The organism is Pseudomonas sp. GM84, from assembly GCF_000282535.1.
Lineage (GTDB): Bacteria > Pseudomonadota > Gammaproteobacteria > Pseudomonadales > Pseudomonadaceae > Aquipseudomonas.
The window spans coordinates 35,415-59,640 of the sequence record NZ_AKJC01000325.1; the positions used below are offsets into that span (position 1 = coordinate 35,415).

Below are 24,226 nucleotides of genomic sequence, written 5' to 3' on the forward strand. Positions count from 1 at the left end.
CGTGGGGTTGATTTCCCGTCTGGCCCTGTCGCCAAGGCCAGCCAGTGAAATCGGTGTTTCTCAGCGAACCTGCGGGCCGACATGTCGAGCGAGGAAGCTTGCTGTGTTGCGTACTGTCCACCAGGGCTCAACGGCCGGATTCACTCGGCGCCTGGTGGCTCATCTGCTGGTTTTTAAAGAGCTGTGTTTCTGCGTGTGGCGCAGAACATGGGTTGTATTATGCGCAGAAGAAAATCTGCGTCAAGCGCAAATTTGCGTTTTGGCGAGCAAAAAAAAGCCCGCATCATCTGCGGGCTGGGAGGGGGGATAGTCTTGGAAGGGGCTTACAAGTACTCACCTTTGAAGATGACTACACCGCTGATATCGCAGTTTCCATTGATGGGGATGAACTGTTCAGGCCAGGATGGGTTGATGGCTTTCAAGTACTTTTGGTGACCTTCGATTACCAACTGCTTGAAGGTTGCCTCTGGACAATCGACCAGTTGCGCAACCACAAGAGATCCGTTTTCGGCTTGGCGATCCGGGTCAACGTAGATCAAATCTCCCTCTCTGAATGACCTGCGAGCATGAGGGTTGAACATAGACTCACCCCTCACCTTCAATACGAATGTGCGCGGACCGTGTGGAACTGGGCAAGCTACCCAGTCCACTGCGTCTGCAGCGGTAAACGACGACATAACTTCAGTCCATTGGCCTGCCTGCACCCACGATATTACGGGTACGGCACTTGGTTGGACATGGGCTTTCTCAACGTTTGATCGCATTGATCCAGCAGCCAAGGCGCTGCTGAGGGGGAGGCCCAGCGCTTCCAGGATCTTGAGCAATAGCTCCTGACTGGCACCCTGCTTTCCGCGCTCTAGTCGCGAGAGGTTACCGCTATCGGTGCCCACCAGGTCCGCGAGCTCCTCAAGCGTCATTTTCTTCGCTTTCCTCGCGTCCCTTATAGCTTGTCCGATTTCCATTTTTAACAGCCCTTCTAGTAGGGCGCTCATCCTCGCCATGACGCGCCTCCTACGCAAAGCGTGTTGCGCAGATTATAGGTTGCTTTTTATCTGCGCACTGCGCAGAATCTTCTGCAAGTAAACACGTTTGAGGTCTTAAAGTGACCCCGCTGAGGAAAGCCAGAAAAGAAAAGGGCTGGCGATTAGCTGACCTGGTTGAGCGTCTGCAAGCTATCGGAGAGGTTACCGACACTGGGAACCTTTCCCGCATTGAGCGAGGCATACAGCGTCCCTCGACCAAGATGGCTGAAAGCATCTGCAAGGTCTTCGGGAAGCGCTCTCTCACTGAGATTCATGTGCTCTACCCGGACCGCTTCGCTGACAAGACAGCTGCCTGATGAAGTGAATTATGGGCGTACCTGGCGCTGTGCCAGTAGATGCCCAAAACACCTGCGAATCCATCCAGTACCGGAATCACAGGCGAAAAAAAACCGCCTGGCAGGGCGGCTTCTCTACAACAAACATCGAGGTCGATTATGCACTCTGCAATGGATGCAAGCAACACCGCACCCTTGGCCGTTTCGCACCAGAAAGCATACCACCAGTCCGCAGCACTCCATGCCGCGCGAATGATCCCTCTCCAGTACGCATCCACCTCGAAGGCCGCTCTCCGTCGTGAGTGTGTAGAGCATCTGCGGGCATCGCTGTGCGGAGGTGAGGCGTGAGCACGATCGTGATGACGGCATGCTGGCCGCTGCAGGGCATGAGCCCGGCGCAGAAGTCCGTGCTGATTTCTCTGGCTGACAACGCCAACGATGATGGCGTTTGCTGGCCTTCTGTGGCCACGATTGGTTCACGAACCTGCCTTTCAGAGCGCGCCGTTCGAAACGCGCTGCGCTGGCTCGAAGAGGCTAGCCTGCTGAAAAGCCATCAGCGTTTCGGTCGTTCGACCTGGTACACATTAACCCCGGCAGCATATGCCCCCGGCACGACATGCCCCCCGGCACAAGATGCCCCATCGCCCCGGCAGGAAATGCCCCCCACCCCGGCACCAGATGCCCCCAGAACCGTAAAGGAACCATCAATTGAACCGTCACCTGATGGCGAACGCGTTCCGCGCTCACCGTCTTGCCCGGTTCAGGACATCGTTGATCTATTCAACCGAGTGCTAACGCCTGCCTTGCCTGCGGTGGTGCTCGTATCCGAAGCGCGCAAAAAGCAACTCCGTGCCCGCTGGAACCAGAGTGCTGTTCACCAGAGCCTCGAATTCTGGGGCGAGTACTTTGCCGACGTATCCCGGTCCGACTTCCTGATGGGGCGCGCTGCGGGCAAGTTCGGCGCTGCACCGTTCAGAGCGACCTTCGACTGGCTGATTGCCCCATCCAACTTCGTGAAAGTGGTAGAGGGCAATTACCATGCATGAGCCCTACAACGCTGAGGCCGAGCACGGCCTGCTGGGTGCCATGCTGCAGCGCCCGGAGCTGATCGACACCCTGTCCGATGACCTGTCACCCGAGTCGTTCTACTTCGCCGAGAACGCCGAGGTGTTCCGGGGGATCCAGGCTCTGCGCGCTGCTGGCAAGGCAGTCGACCTGCTGACCGTCGCCGACCAGATCGGCGTGCTGCACAACGGCGAGCGCGCTCTGGGCCACTGCGCTTCCCTGGTCCACAACACCCCAAGTGTGGCCAGCGCTGGCACCTACGCCGGCATCGTTCGGGATCGAGCCATTGAGCGCGCCTTGTACGAGCTGAGTGACCGCACCCTGGAGATCGTGCAGGGCAGTGGCGATATTCAGGACAAGATCGCGGCCGTGCAGGCGGCGGCCATGGGCATCGACGCTGGCGGTGACGGGGAGGAGGTCGTGAAGGCCGCAGACCTGATGGCTGACCAGCTGGAGGTGTGGCAGGAACGTCACGACCGGCTGTCACGCGGCGAGACGTTGATCGGCCTGTCGACCGGCTTGGCTGACCTGGATGAGAAGCTGGGCGGCCTGCAGCCTGAGCAACTGATTATCGTGGCGGGTCGTCCGGCCATGGGCAAAACCACCTTGGCCATGGGCTTCGTGCTGGACGCCGTGGTGCGCCAGAAGAAGTCCGGCCTGGTCATCAGCCTTGAGATGAGCAAAAGCCAGCTGATCGACCGCGCCGTTGCCGCCGAAGGCCGTATCCCGCTCAACCTGATCAAGAACGGCTCAGCCTGTGAATCGCACGGCGCCGAGCTGTGCGCTGCAGCGGCCAAGCTGAAGCACGCCAACCTGTTCATCGCCGACCGCGCCGCCGCCACGGTCGGGCGCATCCGCTCGCTGGCTCGCCGGCACAAGATGCGGTACGGCCTGGACATCCTGATGGTCGACTACCTGCAGCTGATGGACGGCGAGGGCGGCAACCGCACTGAAGCGGTCAGCAGCATCAGCCGCGGCTGCAAGCTGCTGGCCCGCGAGCTGGGCATTCCGGTGGTGCTGCTCAGCCAGCTTTCCCGCAAATGCGAGGAGCGCCCGAACAAACGCCCGGTGAACTCCGATCTGCGCGAATCAGGGGCCATCGAGCAGGATGCCGACGTGATCCTGTTCGTGTACCGCGACGAGGTCTACCACGAGAACAGCGAGTTCAAGGGCGTAGCCGAGATCATTGTCGGCAAGGGCCGCGACATCGAAACCGGCACCGTCCGCGCAGCCTTCCTCGGCCAGTACAACCGTTTCGAAACCCTCTCGGCCAGCTGGCAGCCGCCAGTCAAGGCCCCAAGCCAATCCGAGCGGCCGTTGTCGGCCCGCTATGCTCGCAAGGAAGTCGCATGACAGTACCCGCCCTTCGCCCGTTCAAGGCCAAAGCGGCTCGCGCCAAGCCCGTCGACAGGGAAGGGCAGGAGCAGGCCGCGCTGATGAAAGAACTGCAGCTGCGCTATCCGGAGGCCTACAAGCTGATCTATCACGTGCCGAACGGTGGTCACCGGATCAAGGCCGTGGCCGCCAAGCTGAAGGGGCAGGGCGTGAAAGCCGGCGTGCCCGACCTGGTGCTGCCGATGGCGCGCGGCGGGTACTTCGGCCTGTACATCGAGTTCAAGGCCAAGCCGCCGTTCGATGCGCCGGTGTCGGCCAGCCAGGATGCCTTCCTGCAGATGCTGACCAGTCAGAACTACCTGGCCATTGTGTGCCGGGGCAACATCGACGCAATCGAGGCCATCCGCGCCTACCTGCTGCAGCCCGCCACGGTGGCCGCATGAGCGCTACCCGCGAAGTGAAGCTGAGCGAGGCCGAAGTGCGCCGACAGGCCGCCGACATGTCAGTGCGCGACCTGCGCGACCCGCGTCACCCCGGCCTGTACCTGCGCTTCTGGAGCAACCGCGAGCGTGCTACTTGGCACCTGGTGCGCGGCAAGAAGTGGGTGCCGGTCGCCCGCTGGCCAGAACTGAGCGTGGCGGCAGTGATTGCCGAGCTGCCTGCCCTGCGTCAGCGCCTGCTGCGTTCCCCGGCCACCGCGCCGGTGGTGTCGGGTATGGCCACCGTGGGGCAGCTACTGGACTGGTACGGCGATCGGATGGCGCGGGATCGCTCACTGTCGGCGAAGCGCAAGGCCGGCGCCCGCTCTGCCATCGCCCAGCACCTGAAGCCGCGCCTGGATGATCTGGCCGTGGCGGCCGTGAATGCCGATGCCCTGGACAAGCACCTCATGTGGCCATGCCAGGCCGAAGTGTCGCTGTCTTACCTGCGGCAGATGTTCGCGCTGCTGCTGACCGCCTTCCGTCAGGCGCTGCAGCTGGGCCTGATCGACCGCAACCCGATGGCCGGGATGCGCTTCAACGACTTCACCAAGGCCAAGATCCTGCCCAAGGCGGCCCGTCTGCGTGACGTGCAGCTGCCGGAGCTGATGCAGCAGCTGGCCCAGGCATTCGAGCAGGAGCCAGGCGACGCCATGCTGGCCCTGATGATGCTGGCTCACGGGACCCGGATCGGCGAGACCCGCATGGCGCGCTGGAACGAGATCTCGCTGGCCGCTGCCGAGTGGTTCATTCCCGCAGCCAACGCCAAGACCCGCACCGAGCACCGCTTGCCGCTGACCGATCAGGTGCAGGCGCTGCTGACCCGGTACCGGGCCATCCAGCAGTCCGGCGGCTATGAGGGTGTCTACCTGTTTCCGAATCGCCGTGGTCTGTGCCTGAGCGAGACGCAGGCCAGCAATGTGTTCAAGCGCCTGGGGAAGGGCGAGTGGACCAGCCACGACCTGCGCAAGGTGTCCCGCAGCACCTGGACCGACCTCGGCATCGACGGACACATCGGCGAGATGCTGCTGAACCATAAGCTGGGCAAGATCGCCAGTACCTACATCCACACCCAGGCCATGCAGCAGCGTCGCGCCGCGCTGGAGAAGTGGCATGCCTGGCTTGACCGGGTTGGCTTCGCAGGCATTCACGGCCTTACCAAGGCCTTAATTGAAATTTCGCAGAACTCGCCAGAGGCCACAGCAACCGTGGCGCCGAGCGACCTTACCGCATTTGTAATTAGCGAGGATTCAAAGTGACAGGGAAGAGCCATGGCCCTGCCTTCAAGAAGGCTGTGATCAGGTTGGCTCAGTGCCCTTTGTGCCGTGGGAGAGCGGTCACTCAGGGTGTGTTTCACGAACTGCCCTGCGACCATTGCAACGCCTCGGGCTTTGTGGCGGCTGCAACCGGCGAGGCCCTGGCCCTGGATGAACTGGTGACCCAGCTCAGTATGAGGCTGCGGGCGGCGCTCCGGCAGATCGAACAGTTGAAGAACCCTCAGGCATCCGGGCCTGAGGCTACATATCAGGGAAGCAACCGGCGCGGCGCCGGCGGCACCAATCACACCGGAGATTAGGGGGAAGGACATGAAGAATCGAACCTACGTCGACAAGGCCCTTGGTGACACCGCGTACATGCTCGAGCAATGGGGCTGGTGGCGCATGGATGGGATGGGCGTGCCTCAGTATGTCTGCCCGCTCTATGCACTCATGAAGGAGCACGTCCCTGCGGAAGGTGGGCTCAAGCAATACGTGATCACGGACGACCTCGCCCTGGCGGTGGACGGCGCCGTAGCCAGACTCAATAAGCGCAACCCGCAGATGGGCGGATTCGTCTGGTTGTACTTCGGCGCTAAGTGGCCTGCGTTGCGGATCGCCCGAGAGCACAAGATGGGCGAAGCCAAGGCGCGCGAACTGATCAACACTGGAGTGGCATGGATCGACTGTGCTCTGGAGCAATTGCGCGAGGCTGCATAAAAAGCTTTCCGCGCGGATAAACACCTGTTTTCATAGCAGCGTGTCCAGCTTGCAAGCCACGCGACACATTGAAGCCCCGGCCATTGCAGCCGGGGCGTTTCGTTTCCGGGGCGTGAAAATATTTGTTGTGTTCCGTACCTTAAAGGTACATAATGCGACACATGGGAAGCACAAAGGGTGCAGCCCGAAGCCCGAAAGGAAGACGAATGACTGAGAAGGAAGAGCTAGAGCTTGAGAAGCTTCAAGCCGAAGTTCACAAGCTCACCGCCGAGGCCAGGAAGATGATCGCCGAGGCTAACAAGATGAAGCGGGAGACGATGTTTTACCCGTTTGTAGCGGTAGGAGGTCTAGTCACAGTGATAGTCACCGCCGCCGCCTTCATCCAAAAGCTCTAACGTTAAGCCCCGAGAAATCGGGGCTTCCGCCCAGCGGTCTTGAGCTTTACGCCGATTCGGGCGACAGTACCGTCACAGGGTCTTGCAACAGGCGTGACCCGACATCCCAAGCGAGGAAGACCATGAGCCACGATCAAGTTATCAAGCAGATGCGGGAAACCTTGGCCCAGCTGGGCAGCGAGGTTCGCGAAGGCTCCCAGCACGAAGCGCGCAGCATATTTCTGTCGGCTGCTGCAGGCGCAGTGTTCGCACTGGCGGTGAGCTGGGTAGCGTTCAAGTTCTTTTCCTGACTGATAACTGCCCCGGCATTCGTCGGGGCTTCGGATATCCGATGAAGCGCATCAAGCATTACGACCCGCCGTCGGCAGGCGATCTTGCCCGCCTGAAAGAAGATCTCAAGTTCACCAGCCCCCAGATGGCAGACCTGGCTGGGCTCACCCAAGGCGCTCAATGGCGCAAGTACACGGGCGGCGCGGCGCCGCGCGAGCTGGGCATGCAAATGCACTTTTACATGGCGGCACTGCTGACCCTGGGTGAAGAAGAGCTTGACCGGATCGCTGACTTGATGCGATCGCACGGCGCTGACGTTGAGTTGGGGCCGCTCCCGGCAGGTCCAACCCGATAGACGACTGACTTACCTGAAACTTCCCGAAGCCCTGGCAAACGCTGGGGCTTTTTCGTTTTCGGCCCCGCCACGCCCATTGCTCCGAGCTGGGAGTGATGCTGGGGCCGAACCTATTGCACTCCCCAAAAGGGAGGAACAGAGATGCCAAACATGCCCGAGAAGGATCCTGGCCTGTGGGCCGCTTTGCTCACCTGGGTGATTGCCCACCAGCCCCAGCTTGGCGCCGCCGGCCTGTCCGTTGCGATCGCCGTCCTCCGGGTGGTGTATGGCGGCGGCACCCGACGGCAGATGTTCTTGGAGGGCGCCCTGTGCGGCCTCATCACCCTGGCCTTGGTGCCGCTGCTCGAATGGATGGGCCTGCCACAGGGCATGGCCACCTTCGCCGGCGGCATGGTTGGCTTCATGGGTGTGGAGAAGCTTCGCGGCTACTCTGACCTGTTCCTGTCTCGCAAGGCTCAGGGCTGATGAGCTGCACCGGATGCGCCGCCCGGCGCGAATGGATCAACAAATGGATGAAGGTGGCCCGTGAACGAGCAAGCAATCTCTTTACTCCAGCAGATCCTGGACCAGCAGCAGAAGCAAACCAACCTGCTCGAACAGATCGCGACCCAGAACCTGGCGCTGATCGAAGCGCTGGCTGATGGTGACGGTCCGGACCCTGATGCGCCGCCGTCGACCTATCTGGACGGCACGCCATGCCGATGAGGCCGCAGCGCCCATGCAGGGCGCAGGGATGCCGCTCACTGCACCGCAATGCCAACGGCTACTGCGATGCTCATGCCGAGCTGGCAGCAGAGCAGGGCAAGGCTTGGGCTACTCGCAAGGGCTCAGGGCGTGGTGGCAGGCCATGGCGCCGCATCCGCGAACGCATCCTCAAGCGAGACCAGTACCTCTGTCGCTGTGACGACTGCGTCCAGCTTGGTCGCATCCGCGAAGCGCATGAGGTTGACCACATCGTGGCTCTGGCTCATGGCGGCACCGACGATGACCACAACCTGCGGGCGATCAATCGCGTTTGCCACAAGGCCAAGACGCAGCGGGAGTCGAAAACGATCAAAAAATGATCGAAAACGGCGAGAATGAGACGAAATCTCGTCTATGGGGAGGGGGAGGGTCAAAAGTTCAGGCCCTTTCGCTCGGACACCGCGCCCTCAGTCGTTTTTTTACACCCGCGAAATTAAAAATTCAGGAGTTGCGCGATGGGAGGCACCGCCACGGTCGCCGGCCGTGGTCGCAAACCCAAGCCGACGGCCAAGAAAAAGCTCGCCGGCAACCCCGGCAAGAGAGCGCTGAATAACGCTGAGCCGGAGTTCTCCAAGATCACCGATGTCGATCCGCCAGAGTGGCTGAGCGAGCGGGCCGCTGTGATGTGGAAGATGATCCTTCCAGAGCTACTGCGCGAGAACGTCGTCGCGCTCACCGATCTGCACAACGTCGAAGCCTTCTGCACCGCCTACGACAACTGGCGGATGGCCCAGGAGTCGATCAAGGAGCACGGCATCGTGGTGGCAGGAGCAACGGGCGGGCCGGTAAAGAACCCGGCGTTGACCGCCGCCAACGAAACAATGCGCCAGATGGTGACCTTCGGCTCGCTGCTGGGTCTTGATCCGTCCAGTCGCACCCGGCTGATCGGCGGAAATAAAGAAAAAGCCACCAACGAATTTGCCCAACTACTGAGCTCATAGATGACCAAGGCCCTGCACCCCAACGTCGACAAGGCGATGGCGTGGGGGCGCTCCGTGCTGCGCGGGAAAGTCCCAGCCTGCCGATACATTCACCTGGCCATTCAGCGCCACTTCGATGACCTGGCTGCGAGCCGAAAGCGGGGTTTCCGCTTCAAGTTCGACCCGGCCAAGGCTGAGAAGAAGCTGAAGCTTATCCAGCTACTTCCCCACACCAAGGGTGAGTGGGCCTTCAAACGGCAGCTAATCAGCCTGGAGCCTTGGCAGCTGTTCGGTATGGCGGTCACCTTCGGCTGGGTCAGGAAGAAGGGCGGGCACCGCCGGTTTCGAGAAAGCTACTGGGAGGTGCCGCGAAAGAACGGCAAATCGGTAATCGCGGCCGGTGTGGGCATCAGCATGTTCGTTGCAGACGGTGAGTTTGGTGCCGAGGTCTACTCCGGCGCGACGACTGAGAATCAGGCTTGGGAGGTCTTCCGGCCGGCCAAGCTGATGGTGAGCAAGTCGCCAATGCTGATCCAGGCTGCTGGCATCGAGGTCAACGCCTCGAACATGAACATACCGTCCGACTTCAGCCGCTTCGAGCCACTGATCGGCGACCCAGGCGACGGTGCGTCGCCCAGCTGTGCCATCGTCGACGAATACCACGAGCACAGAACCTCGGCGCAGTACGACACCATGCTCACCGGCATGGGCGCGCGCCGACAGCCCTTGATGTTCATCATCACCACTGCAGGGGCTGATATCGAAGGACCATGCTACGACAAGCGCCGCCAGGTGATCGAGATGCTCGAGGGCACGGTTCCTGACGACGAGCTGTTCGGGTACATCTGGACGCTTGATGAAGGTGACGACTGGACCGACCCGAAGATGCTGGCCAAGGCCAACCCCAACCATGGGATCTCGGTGTTTCAGGAGTACCTGGAAAGCCAGCAGGCGCGGGCGATCCGCTCCGCTCGCTTCACCAACACGTTCAAGACGAAGCACCTGAACCTCTGGGTGAGCGCCAAATCCGGCTTCTTCAACATGGAGGACTGGAAGGCCTGCGAAGACACGGCCCTGACCTTGGAGCAATTCGAGGGGCAGGAGTGGATTGCTGGCTTCGACCTGGCTCGCAAGCTCGACATGAACTCGCGGGCACGGCTGTTCTGGCGAGTCATCGATGGCAAGACCCACTATTACAGTGTCGGTCCCAAGTTCTGGGTGCCTTACGACACGGCATTCAATACCGACAACAAGCGCATGTCGGAGCGGTTCCAGGCCTGGGTCAACTCCAAGCACCTGGATGTTACTGATGGCGCTGAGATCGATTACCGCGAGATCCTCGAGGACACCAAGGAAGCCAATCACCAGGCACCGCTGCGCCAGTCGCCGATTGACCCGCATGGCGCGACAGGACTGAGCCACGACCTGGACGACGAGGGATTCAACCCGATCACTATCACGCAGAACTACACCAACATGTCGGACGCCATGAAGGAGCTGGAAGCGGCTATCACCGCTGGCCGGTTCCACCATGACGGTAACCCGATCATGACTTGGTGTATCGGCAACGTGATCGGCAAGTTCCTGCCTGGCAACGACGACGTAGTGCGCCCGATCAAGCAGGGCGACGACAACAAGATAGACGGCGCAGTCGCGCTGATCATGGCGATCGGGCGAGTGCTGGCGAATGCTGGCGAACCGGACGCAAGCGGCTTCTTTGAAAACCCGATTATGGTGGGACTGTAATGGCACGCGAAAAGAAACCAGGGCGGATCAAGTCTGCTGTGCTGGACTGGCTGGGTGTGCCCATCAGCTTGAAGGACGGCGCCTTCTGGCAGGAGTGGTTTGGCACCTCGGCGAGCGGCCAGCATGTCACGGTCGACAAGGCGCTGCATCTGTCCACCGTCTGGGCCTGCGTGCGGCTGCTATCGGAGTCGGTCTCTACCTTGCCCCTGAAGCTGTACCGGCGCATGCCCGACGGGTCGCGTGAAACCGCCAAGGATCACCCGCTGTTCCGGCTGCTGTGCCGGGTGCCAAACAGTGAAATGACCCCGCAACGATTCATGCTGCTGGTGGTGGCGAGCATCTGCCTTCGAGGCAATGCCTTCGTCGAGAAGAAGTTCATTGGCAACCGCCTGGTCGCACTGGTGCCGCTGCTGCCTCAGTGCATGAAGGTGAAGCGGCAGGACAACGGTAGGCTCAAGTACACATACGTTGAAAACGGTACTGACCGGGACATCCCCGAAAAGAGCCTGATGCACATCCGTGGGTTTGGCCTGGATGGTGTGTGCGGCCTGCTCCCCGTGACTACAGGCCGTGACATTTTCGGCTCGGCCATGTCGGCTGAGGAGGCCGCTGCGAAGGTGTTTGCCCAGGGCATGCAGGCCTCAGGCATCCTCAGCAGCGACACGCTACTGAAGCCTGAGCAGCGTGAGCAGCTGAGGGCAAGCCTTGGCGCCTTCATGGGGTCCAAGAACGCCGGCAAGATCATGGTGGCCGAGGCCGGCATGAAGTACCAGGGCATAACGATGAACCCTGAGGCGGCCCAGATGCTGGAGTCTCGGTCGTTCAACGTTGAAGAAATCTGCCGATGGTTCCGCGTGCCGCCATTCATGGTGGGGCACATGGATAAGCAGTCCAGCTGGGCCAGCTCGGTTGAGGCGCAGAACCTGCACTTTCTGACCAACAGCCTGCGGCCATTGCTCGTCAACATCGAGCAGGAAATCACCCGATGCCTGATCGGTGAGGTTGATGCCGATGAGTTCTTTGCTGAGTTTGCCGTAGAGGGCCTGCTGCGCGCTGACAGCTCCGGTCGCGGCGCCTGGTACAACACGGCCCTGCAAAATGGCTGGATGAGCCGGAATGAAGTACGCCGCCTCGAAAACCTGGCACCGATCCCGGGTGGCGATACCTTCACCGTGCAATCAGCGCTTGTCCCGCTCGATCAGCTGGGCAAGCAGTCCGCTGGCATGTCGCCGGCGGCCACCGCATTCATGTTGCGCATCGCCGCTGCCAACCAGAGCGGTGACAAGGGGGCGATCAGTGATGCATTCGACCTGGCGTCCAAGGCGCTGGAATCAGGAAACCCCGACGGCCCAGTGATGGCCCATGCCCTGATCTCGCTACCACTGCTCAAAGCAGCCTGACCCTGGAGTAACTCATGACACTGAAGACCATTCCGGAGGCTCCGGCGGCACGCCCGCGCGCGCAGATCCACTGCGATCTCATGCCGATGGCGCTGGAGCGCTGGAACCCGTCGATCAAGGCCGCCGCGACCGACGACAACACTATCACCATGTACGACCCGATCGGCTTCGACTGGTGGACTGGCGAAGGCGTAACAGCCAAGCGGATCAGCGCTGCGCTGCGCTCCATCGGCGACAACGATGTGACCGTGAAGATCAACAGCCCTGGCGGCGATGTCTTCGAAGGCCTGGCCATCTACAACCTGCTGCGCGAGCACAAAGGCAAGGTGACCGTCCAGGTGCTGGGCCTGGCTGCCTCGGCCGCATCCTTCATTGCGATGGCCGCCGATGAAGTCCAGGTCGCCCGGGCCGGCTTCCTGATGATCCACAACAGCTGGACCATGGCCGCAGGAGATCGTAACGAGATCCGCGAGGTAGCTGACTTCCTCGAGCAAATCGACGGGACGCTGGCCGATATCTACTCAGTTCGCACCGGCGATAAGCCGGAAGCGATGCGCAAGCTGATGGACGTGGAGACCTGGATGGGCGGCAGCGCCGCGATAGAGGCAGGTTTCGCTGACAGCCTGCTTGCCTCGGATGCGATCCAGGAAGACCCGCAGGCCTCCGCACCTCATCAGGTGGCGGCTCGCCGCCTGGACGTGATTCTCGCCAAGCAAGGCATGTCGCGCACCGACCGGCGCGCGCTGATTCAAGACCTCAAAGCTGGTACGCCTGGCGCTACCAGCTCCGGCAAGCAGAACGCTGCCGAAACACCGGCCGAACTGGCCAACCCCATCGCCGACCTACAAGCCGCACTCGCGCGGTTCTCGGCAGCAGCTATTCAAACCGGAGCAAAACCATGAGCGAATCCACCGCAGATCTGCTGAAGAACGTATCCGCCGAACTGAAGAAGGCGACCGATGAATTCAGCAAGCAGGCCGAAAATGCCCTGGCCGAAGCCAAGAAGGCAGGCTCTCTGTCGAGCGAGACCAAGGCAACCGTCGACGAACTGGCCACCAAGTTCAACTCACTCACCGAAGCCGAAAAGCAGCTGAAGGCCCGCCTGGGTGAAATGGAGCAGGAGCTGGTGCGCAACCCAGGGAACAGCGCTGCGACCCCACGCGACACCGTTGGCGGCGTCGTTATCAAGAGCGAAGCGCTGAAGCAGTTTGCGGCCAGCGTCGAGGGTAATCGCCGTGTGAGCGTTCCGGTTCAAGCTGCCCTGATCAGCTCCGGCGTTGCTGAGGGCGTGGTTGAGCCGCAGCGCCTGCCAGGCATCGATACCGAGCCGAAGCAGCGTCTGTTCATCCGCGACCTGATTGCCCCGGGCCGAACCACTTCTCCCGCGATCTTCTGGGTTCAGCAGACCGGCTTCACCAACGCCGCGCGCGTCGTGGCCGAGAACACCGCCAAGCCGTACAGCGATATCCAGTTTGCTACCAAGATCACCCCGGTGAGCACCATCGCTCACATGTTCAAGGCGTCCAAGCAGATTCTGGACGACTTCGCGCAGCTGCAATCTACCATCGATACCGAAATGCGCTACGGCCTGAAGTATGCCGAAGAGCAGGAAATTCTGTTCGGTGATGGCACTGGCGTTCATCTGCACGGCATCGTGCCGCAAGCCACCGCATTCGCGGCGGCGTTCGAGGTCGAGCAGCAGTCCGGTATCGATGACCTGCGTCTTGCCATGCTGCAGGCGCAACTGGCGCGCCTGCCTGCCTCGGGCCACGTTCTGCACTTCATCGACTGGGCAAAGATCGAACTGACCAAGGACACCCTTGGCCGCTACATCCTGGCCAACCCGCTGGGCCTGACCGGTCCGCTGCTGTGGGGCCTGCCTGTCGTTGCCACCGAGATCGCCGCCTTCCAGGGCAAGTTCCTGACCGGCGCGTTCCAGACTGGCGCTCAGCTGTTCGATCGCGAGGACGCCAACGTGGTGATCTCGACCGAGAACGCCGACGACTTCGAGAAGAACATGATCTCGATCCGCTGCGAGGAGCGTGTTGCGCTGGCGGTGAAGCGCCCTGAGGCCTTCATCTACGGCAACTTCACCGCTCCGACCACCCCTTGACCTGAATGGGCCGCCCGCGCGGCGGCCCACTGGAGGCTGTCATGAAGATGAAGCCCTTGAAGCCGCTCTACCTGGGTGGGAAAACCCTGGTTGAAGGTAGCCCGTTTATCACCGATGAACAGCACGGCCGCGAGCTCATCCAGAAGGGGTATGCGGAGAAGCATGAAGGCGACGATGAGGCGCTGGTCGACCTGACCCAGGGCGATGCTCGGCCGGCCGCAACTACTTCTGCCTCGGTAGCCGCCGATACCAAGATCAAGGCCACTGCCAAGAAGAAGGCTGACTGATCATGTCCGTCATTGCCATCGACATTGCCATGCATCACCTGCTGGCCGAGCCAGACGACCAGGTGCTGGTACAGGAACAGCTTGATGCGGCAGAAGGGGCGGCGATGCAATTCCTCAATCGACGCTTCTATCTGGATCAGGTAGCGCTCGACCAGGCCCGTGCCGGCGTGCCGGCGGCGATGCGGGCGGCCAAAGAGGCGAATGCCGCCGCTGTGGCTGACGCAGAGGGCGAGCCGGACCACGCGCTACGCTGCCGCCTGCTCGAGCATGCCCGTCAGGTACTGGCCGACGCCTACGACCAGGCCGACGCAATCGCCTATGGCATGGTGATCAATGCCCAGATCCAAGCGGCCTGCTTGCTCAAGCTTGGCCACTTGTTCGCCAACCGCGAGGATGTCGTTACCGGCACCATTGCCACCGAGCTGCCGCTGGCGTCCCAGCACCTTCTGATGCCGCACCGCATCCGGATGGGTGTGTGATGCAGGCCGGCAAGCTCCGGCACCGGATCGACATCGAGGAGTTCACCCTCGTTCGCGATGAAGCGAACGGCGAGTTTGGTGAACCTGATTGGGTGCCACGCTGGGCGAAATGCCCGGCCCGGGTTGAGCCGTTGTCAGCCCGCGATTTGGTCGCAGCAAAGGCGGATCAGTCCGAGGCCACAGCGCGCATGGTGATCCGGTATCGCCAAGGTGTGCTGCCCACCATGCGGATCGTCTACCGCGGCGAGGTGTACAGCATCGAAGGCCCGCCTCTGGAGGACGATAAGTCCGGGCTGGAGTACCTAACGATCCTCGTTTCGAAAGGGGTGAAAGATGGCTGACGGCGTCGAGTTCAGCATCACCGGCTTGGATAGCCTGCTGGGGAAGTTGGACTCGGTCAGCTATGACATTCGCCGAAAGGGTGGTCGGGCCGCGCTACGGAAGGCCGCCCAAGTGGTGGTGAGGAAGGCCAAGGAAGGAGCCGAGCGAATCGACGACAAGGCCACCGGCCGGGCGATCTCCGACAACATCGCGTTGCGCTGGAACGGCAAGCTATTCAAGCAGACGGGCGACCTCGGCTTCCGCATTGGCGTGCTGCACGGCGCGGTGCTCAAGGACGGCGGCGACCTCAGTCCGAACTCACCGACACCGCACTGGCGTCTGATCGAGTTCGGTACCGAGCAGATGGCGGCCGCCCCGTTCATGCGTCCAGCCCTGGCCAACAGCATCAGCGAGGTTACCAACACCTTCGCAACCGAATACGAGAAGTCGATTGACCGGGCGATCCGGCGCGCAGCGAAGAAGGCGGCATCCTCATGACTCCACCAATTTTTCAGGTCTGCTCCCAAGATGCCGGCGTGACCGCGCTTCTCGGTAACGGGAGCAGCCTGCGCTTGTACTCGTTCGGCGAGGCGCCGGAGGGTGTGGTCAAGCCGTATGCGGTCTGGCATCTGGTGAAGGGCGAGCCGGAGAACTACTTGGCCGGCCGCCCGGATGTAGACAGCTTCACCCTGCAGGTCGACGTGTACGCCGCCACCGGCGATAAGGCGCGACAGGTCAGGGACGCCATTCGCGATGCGATCGAACTGGACGCATACGTCACCCGCTGGGGCGCTGAAGGCCGCGACCCCGAAACAAAGAATTACCGAGCCAGCTTCGACGTGGACTGGATGGTTTACCGCTGAAGAATCGCTTTAACCCATGCCCGCCGAGTGCGGGTTTTTTTATTTCTGACTGGAGATAACCCATGTCGATGAAAGCCCAGGGCGCTCAGCTCTATGCTTTGGTGCGGCCTTTGAGCGGCACAGGCCCAAGGACCGTGATGGAGGTTGAATGCCTCACCGCGTTCAACCCAGGCGGTTCGCCGGCAGATCAGATTGACGACACCTGCCTGGCCGATACCGAGCGAAAGTACAAGAAGGGTCTGCGCACCCCAGGCCAAGCTACCGCCACCATCCTGGCCGATCCGCGCAATGCTAGCCACGTTCGCATGTTCCAGCTGTCCCAGGATGATAGCGACGAGGACATCCTGTGGGCGCTGGGCTGGTCTGACGGCAAGGACATCGCCCCGACGGTGAATACTGCCGGCGATGACTTCGAGCTCCCAGCCACTCGCACCTGGTGCTTGTTCGCCGGGTACGTTGCGGACTTCCCATTCGATTTTGCCAGCAACACCTCGGTGAGCACTGCGGCAACCATTCAGCGCTCCGGCAAGCTGAACTGGATCATCAAGGAGTAACCCATGAAGCTGACACTCGACGCGCTCAAGGGCGCAGGGTCGTTCACTGGGCGCCCAGTGGAAAAGAAGATCAAGTGGCGCCAGAACGGCACCGACTTCGATGCGACCGTGTTCGTTCGTCCTCTCGGCTACCAGACTGCCGTGAGCGATGTGCTCTCGTTCAACGGCAAGCAGGACAGTATTGCCGGCAAGATCGCGGCCTCGATCTGTGACGAGGAGGGAAACCCGGTGTTCAGCAGCCCCATGGACATCACCCATGGCCCGCTTGATCCGGTCGAGCTTGCGAAAGACCCGGAAAGCACCAAGCGTCTGGGCTCCCTCGATGGGGCTCTGTCGGTTGCTCTGCTCTTCGCCATCCAGGAGGTCAATGACCTGGGAAAGACGCAGAGCTCACCGAACTCGATGAAGTCTGGCACGAGCTCGTCCTCTCCGGCGTCGGTGGGCAGACGATCGCGCAAGCCAAAGAATCCCTCAGCCTGAGTGAGTTTCGCTCCTGGGTGAAGTTCCGGCAGCGCCGCGGCTCTCTGCATCTGGGCATGCGTATTGAGCGTTCGGTGGCCGTGCTCGCGGCGCTGACGGCCAATGTGCACCGCGACCACCAGAAGCGGCCGGCGCCCTACACCGTTGCGGACTTTGCCCCGCATGAACACGACAACCGGGAGATCTCGCTCGAAGAGGCGATGAGCACCTGGGCGTGATCCGTTCGTTTCGATTTGTTGGAGAAGGGTATGGCTTCTAGGTCTCTGGGCACCCTGACCCTGGATGTCATCGCCAAGGTAGGCGGCTTCGTTGAGGGTATGGACAAGGCCGGGCGGAGCTCCGAGAAATGGCGGAAGGATGTCGAGAAAAACGCTAAGGCAGTCGGTACCGCAGTCGGCGCGGCAGTGGCAGCCGGGATAACGGCTCTCGCGGCCTTCACCGTTTCCACGGTCAACGCTGCCAATGAAGTCAGCCGCCTGGCTGTTGTTGCAGGAAGCAACACCGATGAATTCCAGCGCTACGCCGCCGGTGCCAAGGCGGTCGGAATCGAGTCCGACAAGTTCGCCGATATTCTCAAGGACGTAAACGACAAGGTCGGTGACTTCCTGCTGAACGGCGGGGGCGAGCTGCAAGACTTTTTCAAGACGATTGCCCCCCAGGTGGGGGTAACGGCCGAGCAGTTCCGAAACCTCTCCGGTCCTCAGGCCTTGCAGCTGTTCGCGAGCAGCCTGGAAAAGGCTGGCCTGAGTCAGGCGGAAATGACCCAGCAGATGGAATCGCTGGCGAACGACGCAACGCTCTTGCTGCCGCTGCTGCGCGATAACGGCGCTGGGTTCAATGTGTTGGGCGATGCCGCCGAGAAGGCCGGCGCGATCATGGATCAGAAAACGATCGCGGCGACGAAGAACTTGGCGGCAGCCGGTTGGCTGGCCCAGCAGTCAATGGCCGGCATCAAGAATCAGTTGGCGGCGGCGCTCATGCCAACGCTGAGCGACTATTCAGTAATTCTGTCCGACGTCGGTCAGGATACTGAGACGATGACTGCGCTCTCCAATGGTTTGCGCATGGTCATGGACTTCGGCGCCAAGACTGCCCTGGCTTTGGCGTACGCGGTTGAGCTCACTGGTAGATCAATTTCCGGGCTGGTGACCATCATCGGCGGCTCCTTCGAAGGCGTCGATATGTCGAAGCCGCTCGAGGCCATCGACAAGATCCAGGAAAACTCGTCGAGGCTTGCCGGGGAGGTCGGGAAGGACCTTGATAAGCTGGATGAGCGCTACAACAAGCTTTGGGTGCGGGTAGACCAGGCCGGGTCATCGGGGCAGGCGAGCGGCAAGATAAAAGAGATTGCCGACGCACTTGCTCTGGTCAACAAGGAAGGCGCCAAGGGTACGTTCAAGGCGCCGACAGCCGAGGCGCAGGAGGCCGCCAAAGCCGCAGAAGCGGCCGCGAAAAAGCTACAGGGCCAGTTCGATACAGCGGAGGAGGGCTACAAGCGACAGATTGCCCTCATCAACACCGAGACGGACAAGCGCAAGGAAGCCACGGAGGTCGCCAAGCTCCAGTTTGAGCTTGAGTCAGGAAGCCTGCAGGGACTGAGCGAGCAGCGCCAGGAGAAACTGGAGCAACTAGCCATCGAGCTTGATCGACTGAAGCAGCTGAAAAAGGCCAACGAGGATGCTCAGGCTGTTGGCCAGTTCAAGGCATCGGTGAAGCACCAGCTGGAAATCGATCAGCGCGGGCTGAATGTCGACTTCGGTAACGCCTACAACAGCGACGAGGTACGGCAGCGCGCTCTGGAGATGGTGGCAATCGAGCAGGACTATCAGGATCAGATGGCTGACCTGCTCAAGCAGCGCAACGCGGACAAGATCAGCCAGTCCGTGTATGAGCAGGAAACCTCTGTGCTCAAGGATGCGCTGGCCGAGCGCCTGGAAATGCAGCAGCGATACCACCAGGACCTCGACAAGCTGCAGCAGAACGGTACCGCCGGCTTCATCAGCGGCTTCGCCACTCAGGCCGAGGCCTCCATGGACCTCTACAGCAACATGCAGAACGTCGGCGCTGACACGTTCAGCAACCTGCAGAGCGCGATGACAGAGTGGGTCGAGACCGGCAAGCTGGATGTGCAGGGGCTTGCATCCACGTTTATCAGCTCGATGGGTAATGCGCTGATGTCATATGCGGCGGCCCAGGTGGCAATGGCCGCGCTGAGCGCGTTCACCGCAATGATCGGCGTGCCTTTCGTTGGGCCAGCGATTGCGCCCGGCGCTGCGATCGCTGCCGCCGGCGCCGCTGGCGTATTGATGACCGCGGTCGGCGCTTCGCTCGACGGCCAGGCCCACGACGGCATCGACTCCGTTCCTGCTGACGGTACCTGGAACCTGAAGAAGGGCGAGCGGGTCACCACCGCCGAGACCAGCGCGAAGCTTGACCGAACGCTGGATAGCGTAGCGAAAACTTCCACTCAGCCGGGGTCGCTCAAGGTCATCAACAACGGCCCACCCGTCACGGCTCGGCGTGAGCTCTCCGATGGGGAGTTGAAGCTGATCCTGGATGCAGCCGATGAGCATATCGCCAACGGCTTCGCCCGCGGTACCGGCAAAGTGAGTCGTGCCACCGGCGCGGCCTATGGCCTGAGGAGGGACCCGAAATGACGGCGCTTGAAGTCGTTTACGCCTCGGGCGGGGATGACATCATCTCCACACTGGAGATCGCGTGCCCGGCCTGGAACAAGACGCTGTACCTGGTCCAGGACTTCGAAGATTTTCGGGCAACTACCGAGGCCGGCAAAACGGTCACGTTCTTGGCCTCGGCCATTGACGTGGCCCTGCCGGCCAAGGACAACACCGGCGCGCAGACGCTGACCTTCGTCATCGACAACGTGACCGGAGAGGCCCAGCAACTGCTGGACGCCTCGCTTGTGGCCGAGGCCAGGGTCACGATCGTTTACCGCGAGTACCTGTTCACCGTGCCCGGCGAGCCTGCTGACAGGCCGTACCGAATGACCTCGTTCGGCGGGACCATGGATGGTCCAACTATCCAAGTCGAGGCCGGCTACTACGACCTGATCAACATGATGTGGAATAGGGCCCGCTACACCACCGACTTTGCCCCAGGGCTGACATACCTCTAACCCATGTACGACAAATACTTCACCGCGACTTATGAAGACGGGGCGCGGGGCGAGGCCGTGGGTGGTCGATACCTTCTCGACTGCTGGGGGCTGGTCCTGGCCATCCGTGAGGAAGTGCTCGGTCTGCCTCCGCTGCCGTCCTTCGGCCCAATAGATCGCCGGGACCTTCGTTCCTCTGCCAGAGCCTACGCCCAGTACTCCGACCTGATGCCCGTTGGCCCGCCTGTTCCGGGGGCAATCGCCGCCGTGATCCATGGCGGGCTGTGCACGCACGTTGGGGTCGTCGTCCCGATCGACGGGGAGCTGCGGGTCTTCGAGATCAACCCCATCGCTGGAGTGACCAACATGCGCCTGATCGACTTCGAGCGGTCCTACCCGAGAGTGAAATACCATCGTGATCGAGATCTTTCCGAGCAAGCTTGAGGGTGGCCCCCTTGAGCGCCACCCATTGGATCAGGCCACGACGATTGAGGCCTGGCTGAAGGGCAAAGTCCGGGGCTATGAGCCACGGCCGGTACCGCCGATCAGCATCACAGTGAACGGTGAGTTGGTTGCCCCGGCCACCTGGGGAAAAGTTGAGGTTGGTCCCGGCGACCATGTGTCGATCTTCATTGAGCCGAAGGGCAGTGCCCTCAAGACCATCTTCAAGCCTGGCCCGCTGGCCAAGCTATTCGGCTTGGGCAACCCCTTCGATCCGGTGAAGCCGACCACGCCAAGCATGCAAAACCGGACTTCTCGGGAGCTCAACCTGTCGACCGTCAAGGGCAATCAGCCGGCACTCAATGATGTGATCCCTGAGCTGGCCGGTCATCCCAAGCGCTATCCGGACATCCTGGTCCCGGTGCATCGCTATTTCGGTGACCCTACCGAGCAATGGGCAGAACTGCTCCTGTGCATCGGCAAGGGTAAGTACCAGGTGCTGCCCAGCGACATTCTGATTGGTGACACGCCGATCTCTTCCCTGGGCTCGACTGCCAGCTACACGATTTATGGCCCAGGGCAGGACTTGGGCAACGAAACGGCCGCCCAGTGGTGGCACAGTTCAACGGAGGTAGGGGCTACCAACACCGGAAATGCCGGCCTGACGCTGACCACCACGATAGTGGTTCAGCAGCAATTTTCTGGCAATGCAGTCCAGGCGAGCGACTTTGTGCTCTCGGTGCCTGAGGGCGCCGGATGGTTCCCGTCCGGTTGGGACAGCGGCATGATCGCGCGCATCGAGTTGCCTTACCCGTATACCTACATCGCGCCTGCCGATGGCAGTGCCACGGTGATCACCGGCAAGCACGTGCCCATGCTGAAGCCATTTGTTGGCATGAAGTTGGAAATCACCGGGGCCAATGCTGGGCAATACGTCGTGGCCACCTACGTTCCTGAGGTGCCTGGCACGCCAGCTGTGCCTGGGAGCGCATCCATGATTACCGGGAGTGCTGCTCCAACCCGGTTCGACTTCGACATGGCGCCGCTGACCTTCACAGTAACCCGCGGCGCCAGTGAGTTCCCTGTCGCGCTGAATAGCGCAGCCACAAATCTGGCTGGCCTGGTCACAGCGGTGAACAGCGCGCTTGCCGGAACACCCTTGGCGGCCAGCGTATCGTCCGGCCGGCTGCGCATTGCAGAACAGGCCGCGCCGTATTCTGGCGTTGCGCTGGGTCTGACCGGCTCTACATCCGATGTTTTCGGGCAAAACCCGGTGTTCGTGACCGGTGTGAAATCCGAGGCTGCAGCCGATGGGCAATTCGCCAAGATGACCTTGGCCTACGACGGCGGCGCGCCAGTGGTTGGCCTCTTGACGGGCGAGCTGCCATCCACCATTGGATACCGTGACCTTCGGTACCGGATCACGGCGGTCTCGGATGACTCCGAGGAATACGACGAGGACACTCCAGGAAGTGAAGCGCATGGCCCTTCCGCCATCACTGTCACTAAGTTGACCGATACCGGAGCCGAGGACGATGAATGGGAAGGCTTTGATGCGGTTGAAACCAATGGCGTGGACATCGTGCTGGACGGCTCGACCATGGAGGGCGATTGGTCTGGCCCGATCGCAGCCGTCCCGGAAGGCGAGGTGACGCGCCGCCTTGAGCTCGATTTCTTCTTCCCGCAGGGCCTGATCCGCTATACCGAGAAGAACGGCAATAAGCGCCAGGTCAGTGTGCATGTCGAGATTCAATACCGCGACATCACCACAGCTGGAGCTTGGACGTCCCTGACCTCCACATACACAGCCACATCGCCCGATCAGATGGGTTACACGCGAAAGATCTCCCTGCCAACGGCTATCCGGCCTGAGGTTCGAGTACGCCGCATTGGCGAGGAGTCGACGAGCTCAAACAAACAGGATCGGGTGCAGTGGTTCGGCCTGCGAGGTCGCATCGAGCGCGCGCCTCGCCGGTACCAGGATGTGACGGTGATGGTCGTCTACATCAAGGGCAGCAACCGGCTTTCGGCCCAATCCCAGACCATGGTCTCGGTCCGGCCGACGCGGGTTCTACCCGTCCGCAGTGGTGGTGCCTGGGCGGTCGAGACACCCACGAGGGACATCGTGCCGTGGGTTGCTCATGTGGCCCGAACCATTGGCTACACAGACGCTGATCTTGATCTGGTTGAACTGGATCGCCTCGATGCCATCTGGAAGGTCCGCGGTGACAAGTTCGATCTGGAAGTGTCGACGCAGGAGACCGTTCTTGAGGCGCTCAACACGGCGTTGATGGCGGGGTTTGCTGAGCTGACCATAGACAGGGGCTTGATCCGGCCAGTGCGGGATGAGCCTCGTTCTGTGTTCGAGCACATGTACACCCCGCAAAGCATGGTCACCAGCCTCACCCGCAAGTTCACCACGGTGCGCCCCGATGACTATGACGGGGTGGATGTCGAGTATGTGGACGAAGACACCTGGCAGAAGGAGACAGTGAAGTGCCGGCTGCCTGGGGATGTGGGCGCGAAAACCGAGAAGGTCACCTTGCAGGGCGTGATCAATCGTGACCGGGCCTGGCGCATCGGCATGCGGCAAAGGCGACGCTACAAATATCAGCGGCATGGCTACAGCTTCTCCACGGAGCTCGCCGCGATGAACAGCCGGTACAAGAGCTATTGCGCCGCCGCAGATGACATTCCGGGCTATGGGCAGAGTGCCATTCTGGTTGATTTCCAAGAAGGCAATGGCAAGACGCTGCTGGAAAGCTCCGAGCCGCTTACCTGGGTTGAAGGGGCAAGCCACGTTGTTGGCCTGCGCCGCCCAGACGGCACGCTCAGCGGGCCATGGCGGGCGACGAGGGTGGATGAAACGCGGCTCACTGTGCCTGGGCTGGACTTCGAGCCGGATCTGTCCTGGGACATCGAGCCGCCACACCTGCTGTTCGGAACGACCACCCGGTGGTGCTACCCGATCCTGATCGAATCCATTACCCCGGAAGACTTCACCGCCGATGTCGAGGCTGTGAACTACGACGTGCGGGTGTACGCCGACGACGACAACTTCGCACCGACCTGAGGAAAGGCCTGATGCTTTCGATACCTGACGACCTTCCGCTGCCGTTGCGTGAGGGGTACGGCTTTTCACCGGCGAGCCCTATCGTACGCACACCGCTGGTGACCGGCAGAGCAATGCAACGTCGGCGCTATCGGACGGTTCCAACCCTCGTCAACGTTTCCTGGATGTTCACGGCTACCCAAGCAAAGCTGTTCGACGGGTGGCGCAAGTGGGGGATCAAGTGGGCTGACTGGTTCCTGTGTCCGATCAAAACTCCGCTTGGCCTGCAGCCTACTCGGGCTCGGTTCACTGATACGCCGGTGGTGCCCGAGCTGGTTGGCGCCGACCTGTGGCGGTACACTGCGGAGCTCGAGCTATTCGAACTGCCCATCGTCGATGAGGCTGAGTTCACCTCTCTGCTTGCCGGTATGCCCCTGCCAGTCATGAATGCTGCTCTGCGGAACCTGCTGCAGCGCTGGTACACCCATTCTTGGTCCGGTGCGCCGGCTACCTGATTT

32 protein-coding genes are annotated in these 24,226 nt (G+C 61.4%); 31 read left to right on the forward strand and 1 reads right to left on the reverse strand.

Annotated features, from left to right (window positions below; genetic code table 11):
• Nucleotides 1–323 precede the first annotated feature (323 nt).
• On the reverse strand, nucleotides 324–1,001 hold the full coding sequence (locus PMI38_RS23510) for a LexA family protein (RefSeq protein WP_008099710.1): 678 nt from the start codon (nucleotides 999–1,001) through the stop codon (nucleotides 324–326).
• A gap of 101 nt (nucleotides 1,002–1,102) precedes the next feature.
• Between PMI38_RS23510 and PMI38_RS23515 the strand changes: the two genes are divergently transcribed.
• The 31 genes from PMI38_RS23515 to PMI38_RS23660 all read left to right on the forward strand — a co-directional run bounded on the left by PMI38_RS23515 (nucleotide 1,103) and on the right by PMI38_RS23660 (nucleotide 24,223).
• Nucleotides 1,103–1,339, forward strand: coding sequence for a helix-turn-helix domain-containing protein (locus PMI38_RS23515; RefSeq protein ID WP_008099712.1), 237 nt, complete (start codon nucleotides 1,103–1,105; stop codon nucleotides 1,337–1,339).
• Nucleotides 1,340–1,677: 338 nt separating this feature from the next.
• Nucleotides 1,678–2,364, forward strand: a complete 687-nt coding sequence (locus PMI38_RS23520) for a helix-turn-helix domain-containing protein (protein ID WP_008099714.1) — start codon at nucleotides 1,678–1,680, stop codon at nucleotides 2,362–2,364.
• Nucleotides 2,357–3,736, forward strand: coding sequence for a replicative DNA helicase (gene dnaB / locus PMI38_RS23525; protein WP_008099716.1), 1,380 nt, complete (start codon nucleotides 2,357–2,359; stop codon nucleotides 3,734–3,736). The genes PMI38_RS23520 and dnaB overlap by 8 nt, the downstream gene beginning before the upstream one ends.
• Entirely contained in the window at nucleotides 3,733–4,161 is a 429-nt protein-coding gene (locus tag PMI38_RS23530) for a VRR-NUC domain-containing protein (protein ID WP_008099718.1), read from the forward strand. The genes dnaB and PMI38_RS23530 overlap by 4 nt, the downstream gene beginning before the upstream one ends.
• A complete protein-coding gene (locus PMI38_RS23535) occupies nucleotides 4,158–5,456 on the forward strand; it encodes a tyrosine-type recombinase/integrase (RefSeq protein ID WP_008099720.1) in 1,299 nt (432 codons plus the stop codon). Before PMI38_RS23530 ends, PMI38_RS23535 begins: the two co-directional genes overlap by 4 nt.
• The gene (locus PMI38_RS27640; RefSeq protein ID WP_008099722.1) at nucleotides 5,453–5,773 is read left to right on the forward strand and encodes a hypothetical protein; all 321 of its coding nucleotides are present in this window, start codon (nucleotides 5,453–5,455) and stop codon (nucleotides 5,771–5,773) included. Before PMI38_RS23535 ends, PMI38_RS27640 begins: the two co-directional genes overlap by 4 nt.
• A gap of 10 nt (nucleotides 5,774–5,783) precedes the next feature.
• On the forward strand, nucleotides 5,784–6,173 hold the full coding sequence (locus PMI38_RS23545; protein WP_008099724.1) for an antiterminator Q family protein: 390 nt from the start codon (nucleotides 5,784–5,786) through the stop codon (nucleotides 6,171–6,173).
• A gap of 206 nt (nucleotides 6,174–6,379) precedes the next feature.
• Nucleotides 6,380–6,568: a hypothetical protein gene (locus tag PMI38_RS23550; protein ID WP_008099727.1), complete on the forward strand. Its 189-nt coding sequence runs from the start codon at nucleotides 6,380–6,382 to the stop codon at nucleotides 6,566–6,568.
• Nucleotides 6,569–6,690: 122 nt separating this feature from the next.
• A complete protein-coding gene (locus PMI38_RS27320; protein ID WP_008099729.1) occupies nucleotides 6,691–6,858 on the forward strand; it encodes a hypothetical protein in 168 nt (55 codons plus the stop codon).
• A gap of 41 nt (nucleotides 6,859–6,899) precedes the next feature.
• The gene (locus PMI38_RS23555; protein ID WP_008099731.1) at nucleotides 6,900–7,193 is read left to right on the forward strand and encodes a hypothetical protein; all 294 of its coding nucleotides are present in this window, start codon (nucleotides 6,900–6,902) and stop codon (nucleotides 7,191–7,193) included.
• 141 nt (nucleotides 7,194–7,334) lie between these two features.
• Entirely contained in the window at nucleotides 7,335–7,658 is a 324-nt protein-coding gene (locus PMI38_RS23560; protein WP_008099734.1) for a phage holin, lambda family, read from the forward strand.
• Between the two features lie 60 nt (nucleotides 7,659–7,718).
• Nucleotides 7,719–7,898, forward strand: a complete 180-nt coding sequence (locus tag PMI38_RS23565; protein ID WP_008099736.1) for a YebO family protein — start codon at nucleotides 7,719–7,721, stop codon at nucleotides 7,896–7,898.
• Complete coding sequence (locus tag PMI38_RS23570; RefSeq protein ID WP_008099738.1) at nucleotides 7,889–8,257, forward strand: HNH endonuclease; 369 nt, start codon at nucleotides 7,889–7,891, stop codon at nucleotides 8,255–8,257. Before PMI38_RS23565 ends, PMI38_RS23570 begins: the two co-directional genes overlap by 10 nt.
• Before the next feature lie 135 nt (nucleotides 8,258–8,392).
• Entirely contained in the window at nucleotides 8,393–8,878 is a 486-nt protein-coding gene (locus tag PMI38_RS23575; protein ID WP_003250988.1) for a phage terminase small subunit P27 family, read from the forward strand.
• Entirely contained in the window at nucleotides 8,879–10,603 is a 1,725-nt protein-coding gene (locus tag PMI38_RS23580) for a terminase large subunit (RefSeq protein ID WP_008099742.1), read from the forward strand.
• Nucleotides 10,603–12,003, forward strand: a complete 1,401-nt coding sequence (locus PMI38_RS23585) for a phage portal protein (RefSeq protein ID WP_008099744.1) — start codon at nucleotides 10,603–10,605, stop codon at nucleotides 12,001–12,003. The genes PMI38_RS23580 and PMI38_RS23585 overlap by 1 nt, the downstream gene beginning before the upstream one ends.
• A gap of 14 nt (nucleotides 12,004–12,017) precedes the next feature.
• Nucleotides 12,018–12,905, forward strand: a complete 888-nt coding sequence (locus PMI38_RS23590) for a head maturation protease, ClpP-related (protein ID WP_008099746.1) — start codon at nucleotides 12,018–12,020, stop codon at nucleotides 12,903–12,905.
• On the forward strand, nucleotides 12,902–14,116 hold the full coding sequence (locus PMI38_RS23595; RefSeq protein ID WP_008099747.1) for a phage major capsid protein: 1,215 nt from the start codon (nucleotides 12,902–12,904) through the stop codon (nucleotides 14,114–14,116). Before PMI38_RS23590 ends, PMI38_RS23595 begins: the two co-directional genes overlap by 4 nt.
• A 41-nt stretch (nucleotides 14,117–14,157) precedes the next feature.
• Nucleotides 14,158–14,403 (forward strand): hypothetical protein, encoded by a 246-nt coding sequence (locus PMI38_RS23600; protein ID WP_008099749.1) that lies wholly within the window; start codon nucleotides 14,158–14,160, stop codon nucleotides 14,401–14,403.
• Between the two features lie 2 nt (nucleotides 14,404–14,405).
• Entirely contained in the window at nucleotides 14,406–14,882 is a 477-nt protein-coding gene (locus PMI38_RS23605) for a head-tail connector protein (protein WP_008099751.1), read from the forward strand.
• Nucleotides 14,882–15,223 carry a phage head closure protein gene (locus PMI38_RS23610; RefSeq protein WP_008099753.1) on the forward strand — a complete coding sequence of 114 codons (342 nt, stop codon included), beginning with the start codon at nucleotides 14,882–14,884 and terminating at the stop codon, nucleotides 15,221–15,223. Before PMI38_RS23605 ends, PMI38_RS23610 begins: the two co-directional genes overlap by 1 nt.
• Nucleotides 15,216–15,701, forward strand: a complete 486-nt coding sequence (locus PMI38_RS23615; RefSeq protein ID WP_008099755.1) for an HK97-gp10 family putative phage morphogenesis protein — start codon at nucleotides 15,216–15,218, stop codon at nucleotides 15,699–15,701. The genes PMI38_RS23610 and PMI38_RS23615 overlap by 8 nt, the downstream gene beginning before the upstream one ends.
• Entirely contained in the window at nucleotides 15,698–16,066 is a 369-nt protein-coding gene (locus PMI38_RS23620) for a DUF3168 domain-containing protein (RefSeq protein WP_008099757.1), read from the forward strand. The genes PMI38_RS23615 and PMI38_RS23620 overlap by 4 nt, the downstream gene beginning before the upstream one ends.
• 62 nt (nucleotides 16,067–16,128) lie before the next feature.
• The gene (locus PMI38_RS23625; RefSeq protein WP_008099760.1) at nucleotides 16,129–16,620 is read left to right on the forward strand and encodes a phage tail tube protein; all 492 of its coding nucleotides are present in this window, start codon (nucleotides 16,129–16,131) and stop codon (nucleotides 16,618–16,620) included.
• A 3-nt stretch (nucleotides 16,621–16,623) separates the two neighbouring features.
• A complete protein-coding gene (locus PMI38_RS23630) occupies nucleotides 16,624–17,100 on the forward strand; it encodes a phage tail assembly chaperone family protein, TAC (RefSeq protein WP_008099761.1) in 477 nt (158 codons plus the stop codon).
• Nucleotides 17,101–17,117: 17 nt separating this feature from the next.
• The gene (locus PMI38_RS23635; RefSeq protein ID WP_008099763.1) at nucleotides 17,118–17,318 is read left to right on the forward strand and encodes a hypothetical protein; all 201 of its coding nucleotides are present in this window, start codon (nucleotides 17,118–17,120) and stop codon (nucleotides 17,316–17,318) included.
• Nucleotides 17,319–17,348: 30 nt separating this feature from the next.
• A complete protein-coding gene (locus tag PMI38_RS23640; protein ID WP_008099765.1) occupies nucleotides 17,349–19,757 on the forward strand; it encodes a phage tail tape measure C-terminal domain-containing protein in 2,409 nt (802 codons plus the stop codon).
• Nucleotides 19,754–20,236, forward strand: coding sequence for a DUF1833 family protein (locus PMI38_RS23645; protein WP_008099766.1), 483 nt, complete (start codon nucleotides 19,754–19,756; stop codon nucleotides 20,234–20,236). Before PMI38_RS23640 ends, PMI38_RS23645 begins: the two co-directional genes overlap by 4 nt.
• Before the next feature lie 3 nt (nucleotides 20,237–20,239).
• Entirely contained in the window at nucleotides 20,240–20,659 is a 420-nt protein-coding gene (locus PMI38_RS23650; RefSeq protein ID WP_008099768.1) for a hypothetical protein, read from the forward strand.
• Nucleotides 20,631–23,729, forward strand: coding sequence for a host specificity factor TipJ family phage tail protein (locus PMI38_RS23655; protein ID WP_008099770.1), 3,099 nt, complete (start codon nucleotides 20,631–20,633; stop codon nucleotides 23,727–23,729). The genes PMI38_RS23650 and PMI38_RS23655 overlap by 29 nt, the downstream gene beginning before the upstream one ends.
• 11 nt (nucleotides 23,730–23,740) lie before the next feature.
• Nucleotides 23,741–24,223, forward strand: a complete 483-nt coding sequence (locus PMI38_RS23660; RefSeq protein WP_008099771.1) for a hypothetical protein — start codon at nucleotides 23,741–23,743, stop codon at nucleotides 24,221–24,223.
• Nucleotides 24,224–24,226 lie beyond the last annotated feature (3 nt).

Bases quoted from the DNA above. Each gene is read 5' to 3' on its own strand.
- PMI38_RS23510 (WP_008099710.1), bottom strand. From the start codon at position 1,001: ATGGCGAGGATGAGCGCCCTACTAGAAGGGCTGTTAAAAATGGAAATC.
- PMI38_RS23520 (WP_008099714.1), top strand. From the start codon at position 1,678: ATGACGGCATGCTGGCCGCTGCAGGGCATGAGCCCGGCGCAGAAGTCC.
- dnaB (WP_008099716.1), top strand. From the start codon at position 2,357: ATGCATGAGCCCTACAACGCTGAGGCCGAGCACGGCCTGCTGGGTGCC.
- PMI38_RS23530 (WP_008099718.1), top strand. From the start codon at position 3,733: ATGACAGTACCCGCCCTTCGCCCGTTCAAGGCCAAAGCGGCTCGCGCC.
- PMI38_RS23535 (WP_008099720.1), top strand. From the start codon at position 4,158: ATGAGCGCTACCCGCGAAGTGAAGCTGAGCGAGGCCGAAGTGCGCCGA.
- PMI38_RS23545 (WP_008099724.1), top strand. From the start codon at position 5,784: ATGAAGAATCGAACCTACGTCGACAAGGCCCTTGGTGACACCGCGTAC.
- PMI38_RS23550 (WP_008099727.1), top strand. From the start codon at position 6,380: ATGACTGAGAAGGAAGAGCTAGAGCTTGAGAAGCTTCAAGCCGAAGTT.
- PMI38_RS27320 (WP_008099729.1), top strand. From the start codon at position 6,691: ATGAGCCACGATCAAGTTATCAAGCAGATGCGGGAAACCTTGGCCCAG.
- PMI38_RS23555 (WP_008099731.1), top strand. From the start codon at position 6,900: ATGAAGCGCATCAAGCATTACGACCCGCCGTCGGCAGGCGATCTTGCC.
- PMI38_RS23560 (WP_008099734.1), top strand. From the start codon at position 7,335: ATGCCAAACATGCCCGAGAAGGATCCTGGCCTGTGGGCCGCTTTGCTC.
- PMI38_RS23570 (WP_008099738.1), top strand. From the start codon at position 7,889: ATGCCGATGAGGCCGCAGCGCCCATGCAGGGCGCAGGGATGCCGCTCA.
- PMI38_RS23575 (WP_003250988.1), top strand. From the start codon at position 8,393: ATGGGAGGCACCGCCACGGTCGCCGGCCGTGGTCGCAAACCCAAGCCG.
- PMI38_RS23580 (WP_008099742.1), top strand. From the start codon at position 8,879: ATGACCAAGGCCCTGCACCCCAACGTCGACAAGGCGATGGCGTGGGGG.
- PMI38_RS23585 (WP_008099744.1), top strand. From the start codon at position 10,603: ATGGCACGCGAAAAGAAACCAGGGCGGATCAAGTCTGCTGTGCTGGAC.
- PMI38_RS23590 (WP_008099746.1), top strand. From the start codon at position 12,018: ATGACACTGAAGACCATTCCGGAGGCTCCGGCGGCACGCCCGCGCGCG.
- PMI38_RS23595 (WP_008099747.1), top strand. From the start codon at position 12,902: ATGAGCGAATCCACCGCAGATCTGCTGAAGAACGTATCCGCCGAACTG.
- PMI38_RS23600 (WP_008099749.1), top strand. From the start codon at position 14,158: ATGAAGATGAAGCCCTTGAAGCCGCTCTACCTGGGTGGGAAAACCCTG.
- PMI38_RS23605 (WP_008099751.1), top strand. From the start codon at position 14,406: ATGTCCGTCATTGCCATCGACATTGCCATGCATCACCTGCTGGCCGAG.
- PMI38_RS23610 (WP_008099753.1), top strand. From the start codon at position 14,882: ATGCAGGCCGGCAAGCTCCGGCACCGGATCGACATCGAGGAGTTCACC.
- PMI38_RS23615 (WP_008099755.1), top strand. From the start codon at position 15,216: ATGGCTGACGGCGTCGAGTTCAGCATCACCGGCTTGGATAGCCTGCTG.
- PMI38_RS23620 (WP_008099757.1), top strand. From the start codon at position 15,698: ATGACTCCACCAATTTTTCAGGTCTGCTCCCAAGATGCCGGCGTGACC.
- PMI38_RS23625 (WP_008099760.1), top strand. From the start codon at position 16,129: ATGTCGATGAAAGCCCAGGGCGCTCAGCTCTATGCTTTGGTGCGGCCT.
- PMI38_RS23630 (WP_008099761.1), top strand. From the start codon at position 16,624: ATGAAGCTGACACTCGACGCGCTCAAGGGCGCAGGGTCGTTCACTGGG.
- PMI38_RS23640 (WP_008099765.1), top strand. From the start codon at position 17,349: ATGGCTTCTAGGTCTCTGGGCACCCTGACCCTGGATGTCATCGCCAAG.
- PMI38_RS23645 (WP_008099766.1), top strand. From the start codon at position 19,754: ATGACGGCGCTTGAAGTCGTTTACGCCTCGGGCGGGGATGACATCATC.
- PMI38_RS23650 (WP_008099768.1), top strand. From the start codon at position 20,240: ATGTACGACAAATACTTCACCGCGACTTATGAAGACGGGGCGCGGGGC.
- PMI38_RS23660 (WP_008099771.1), top strand. From the start codon at position 23,741: ATGCTTTCGATACCTGACGACCTTCCGCTGCCGTTGCGTGAGGGGTAC.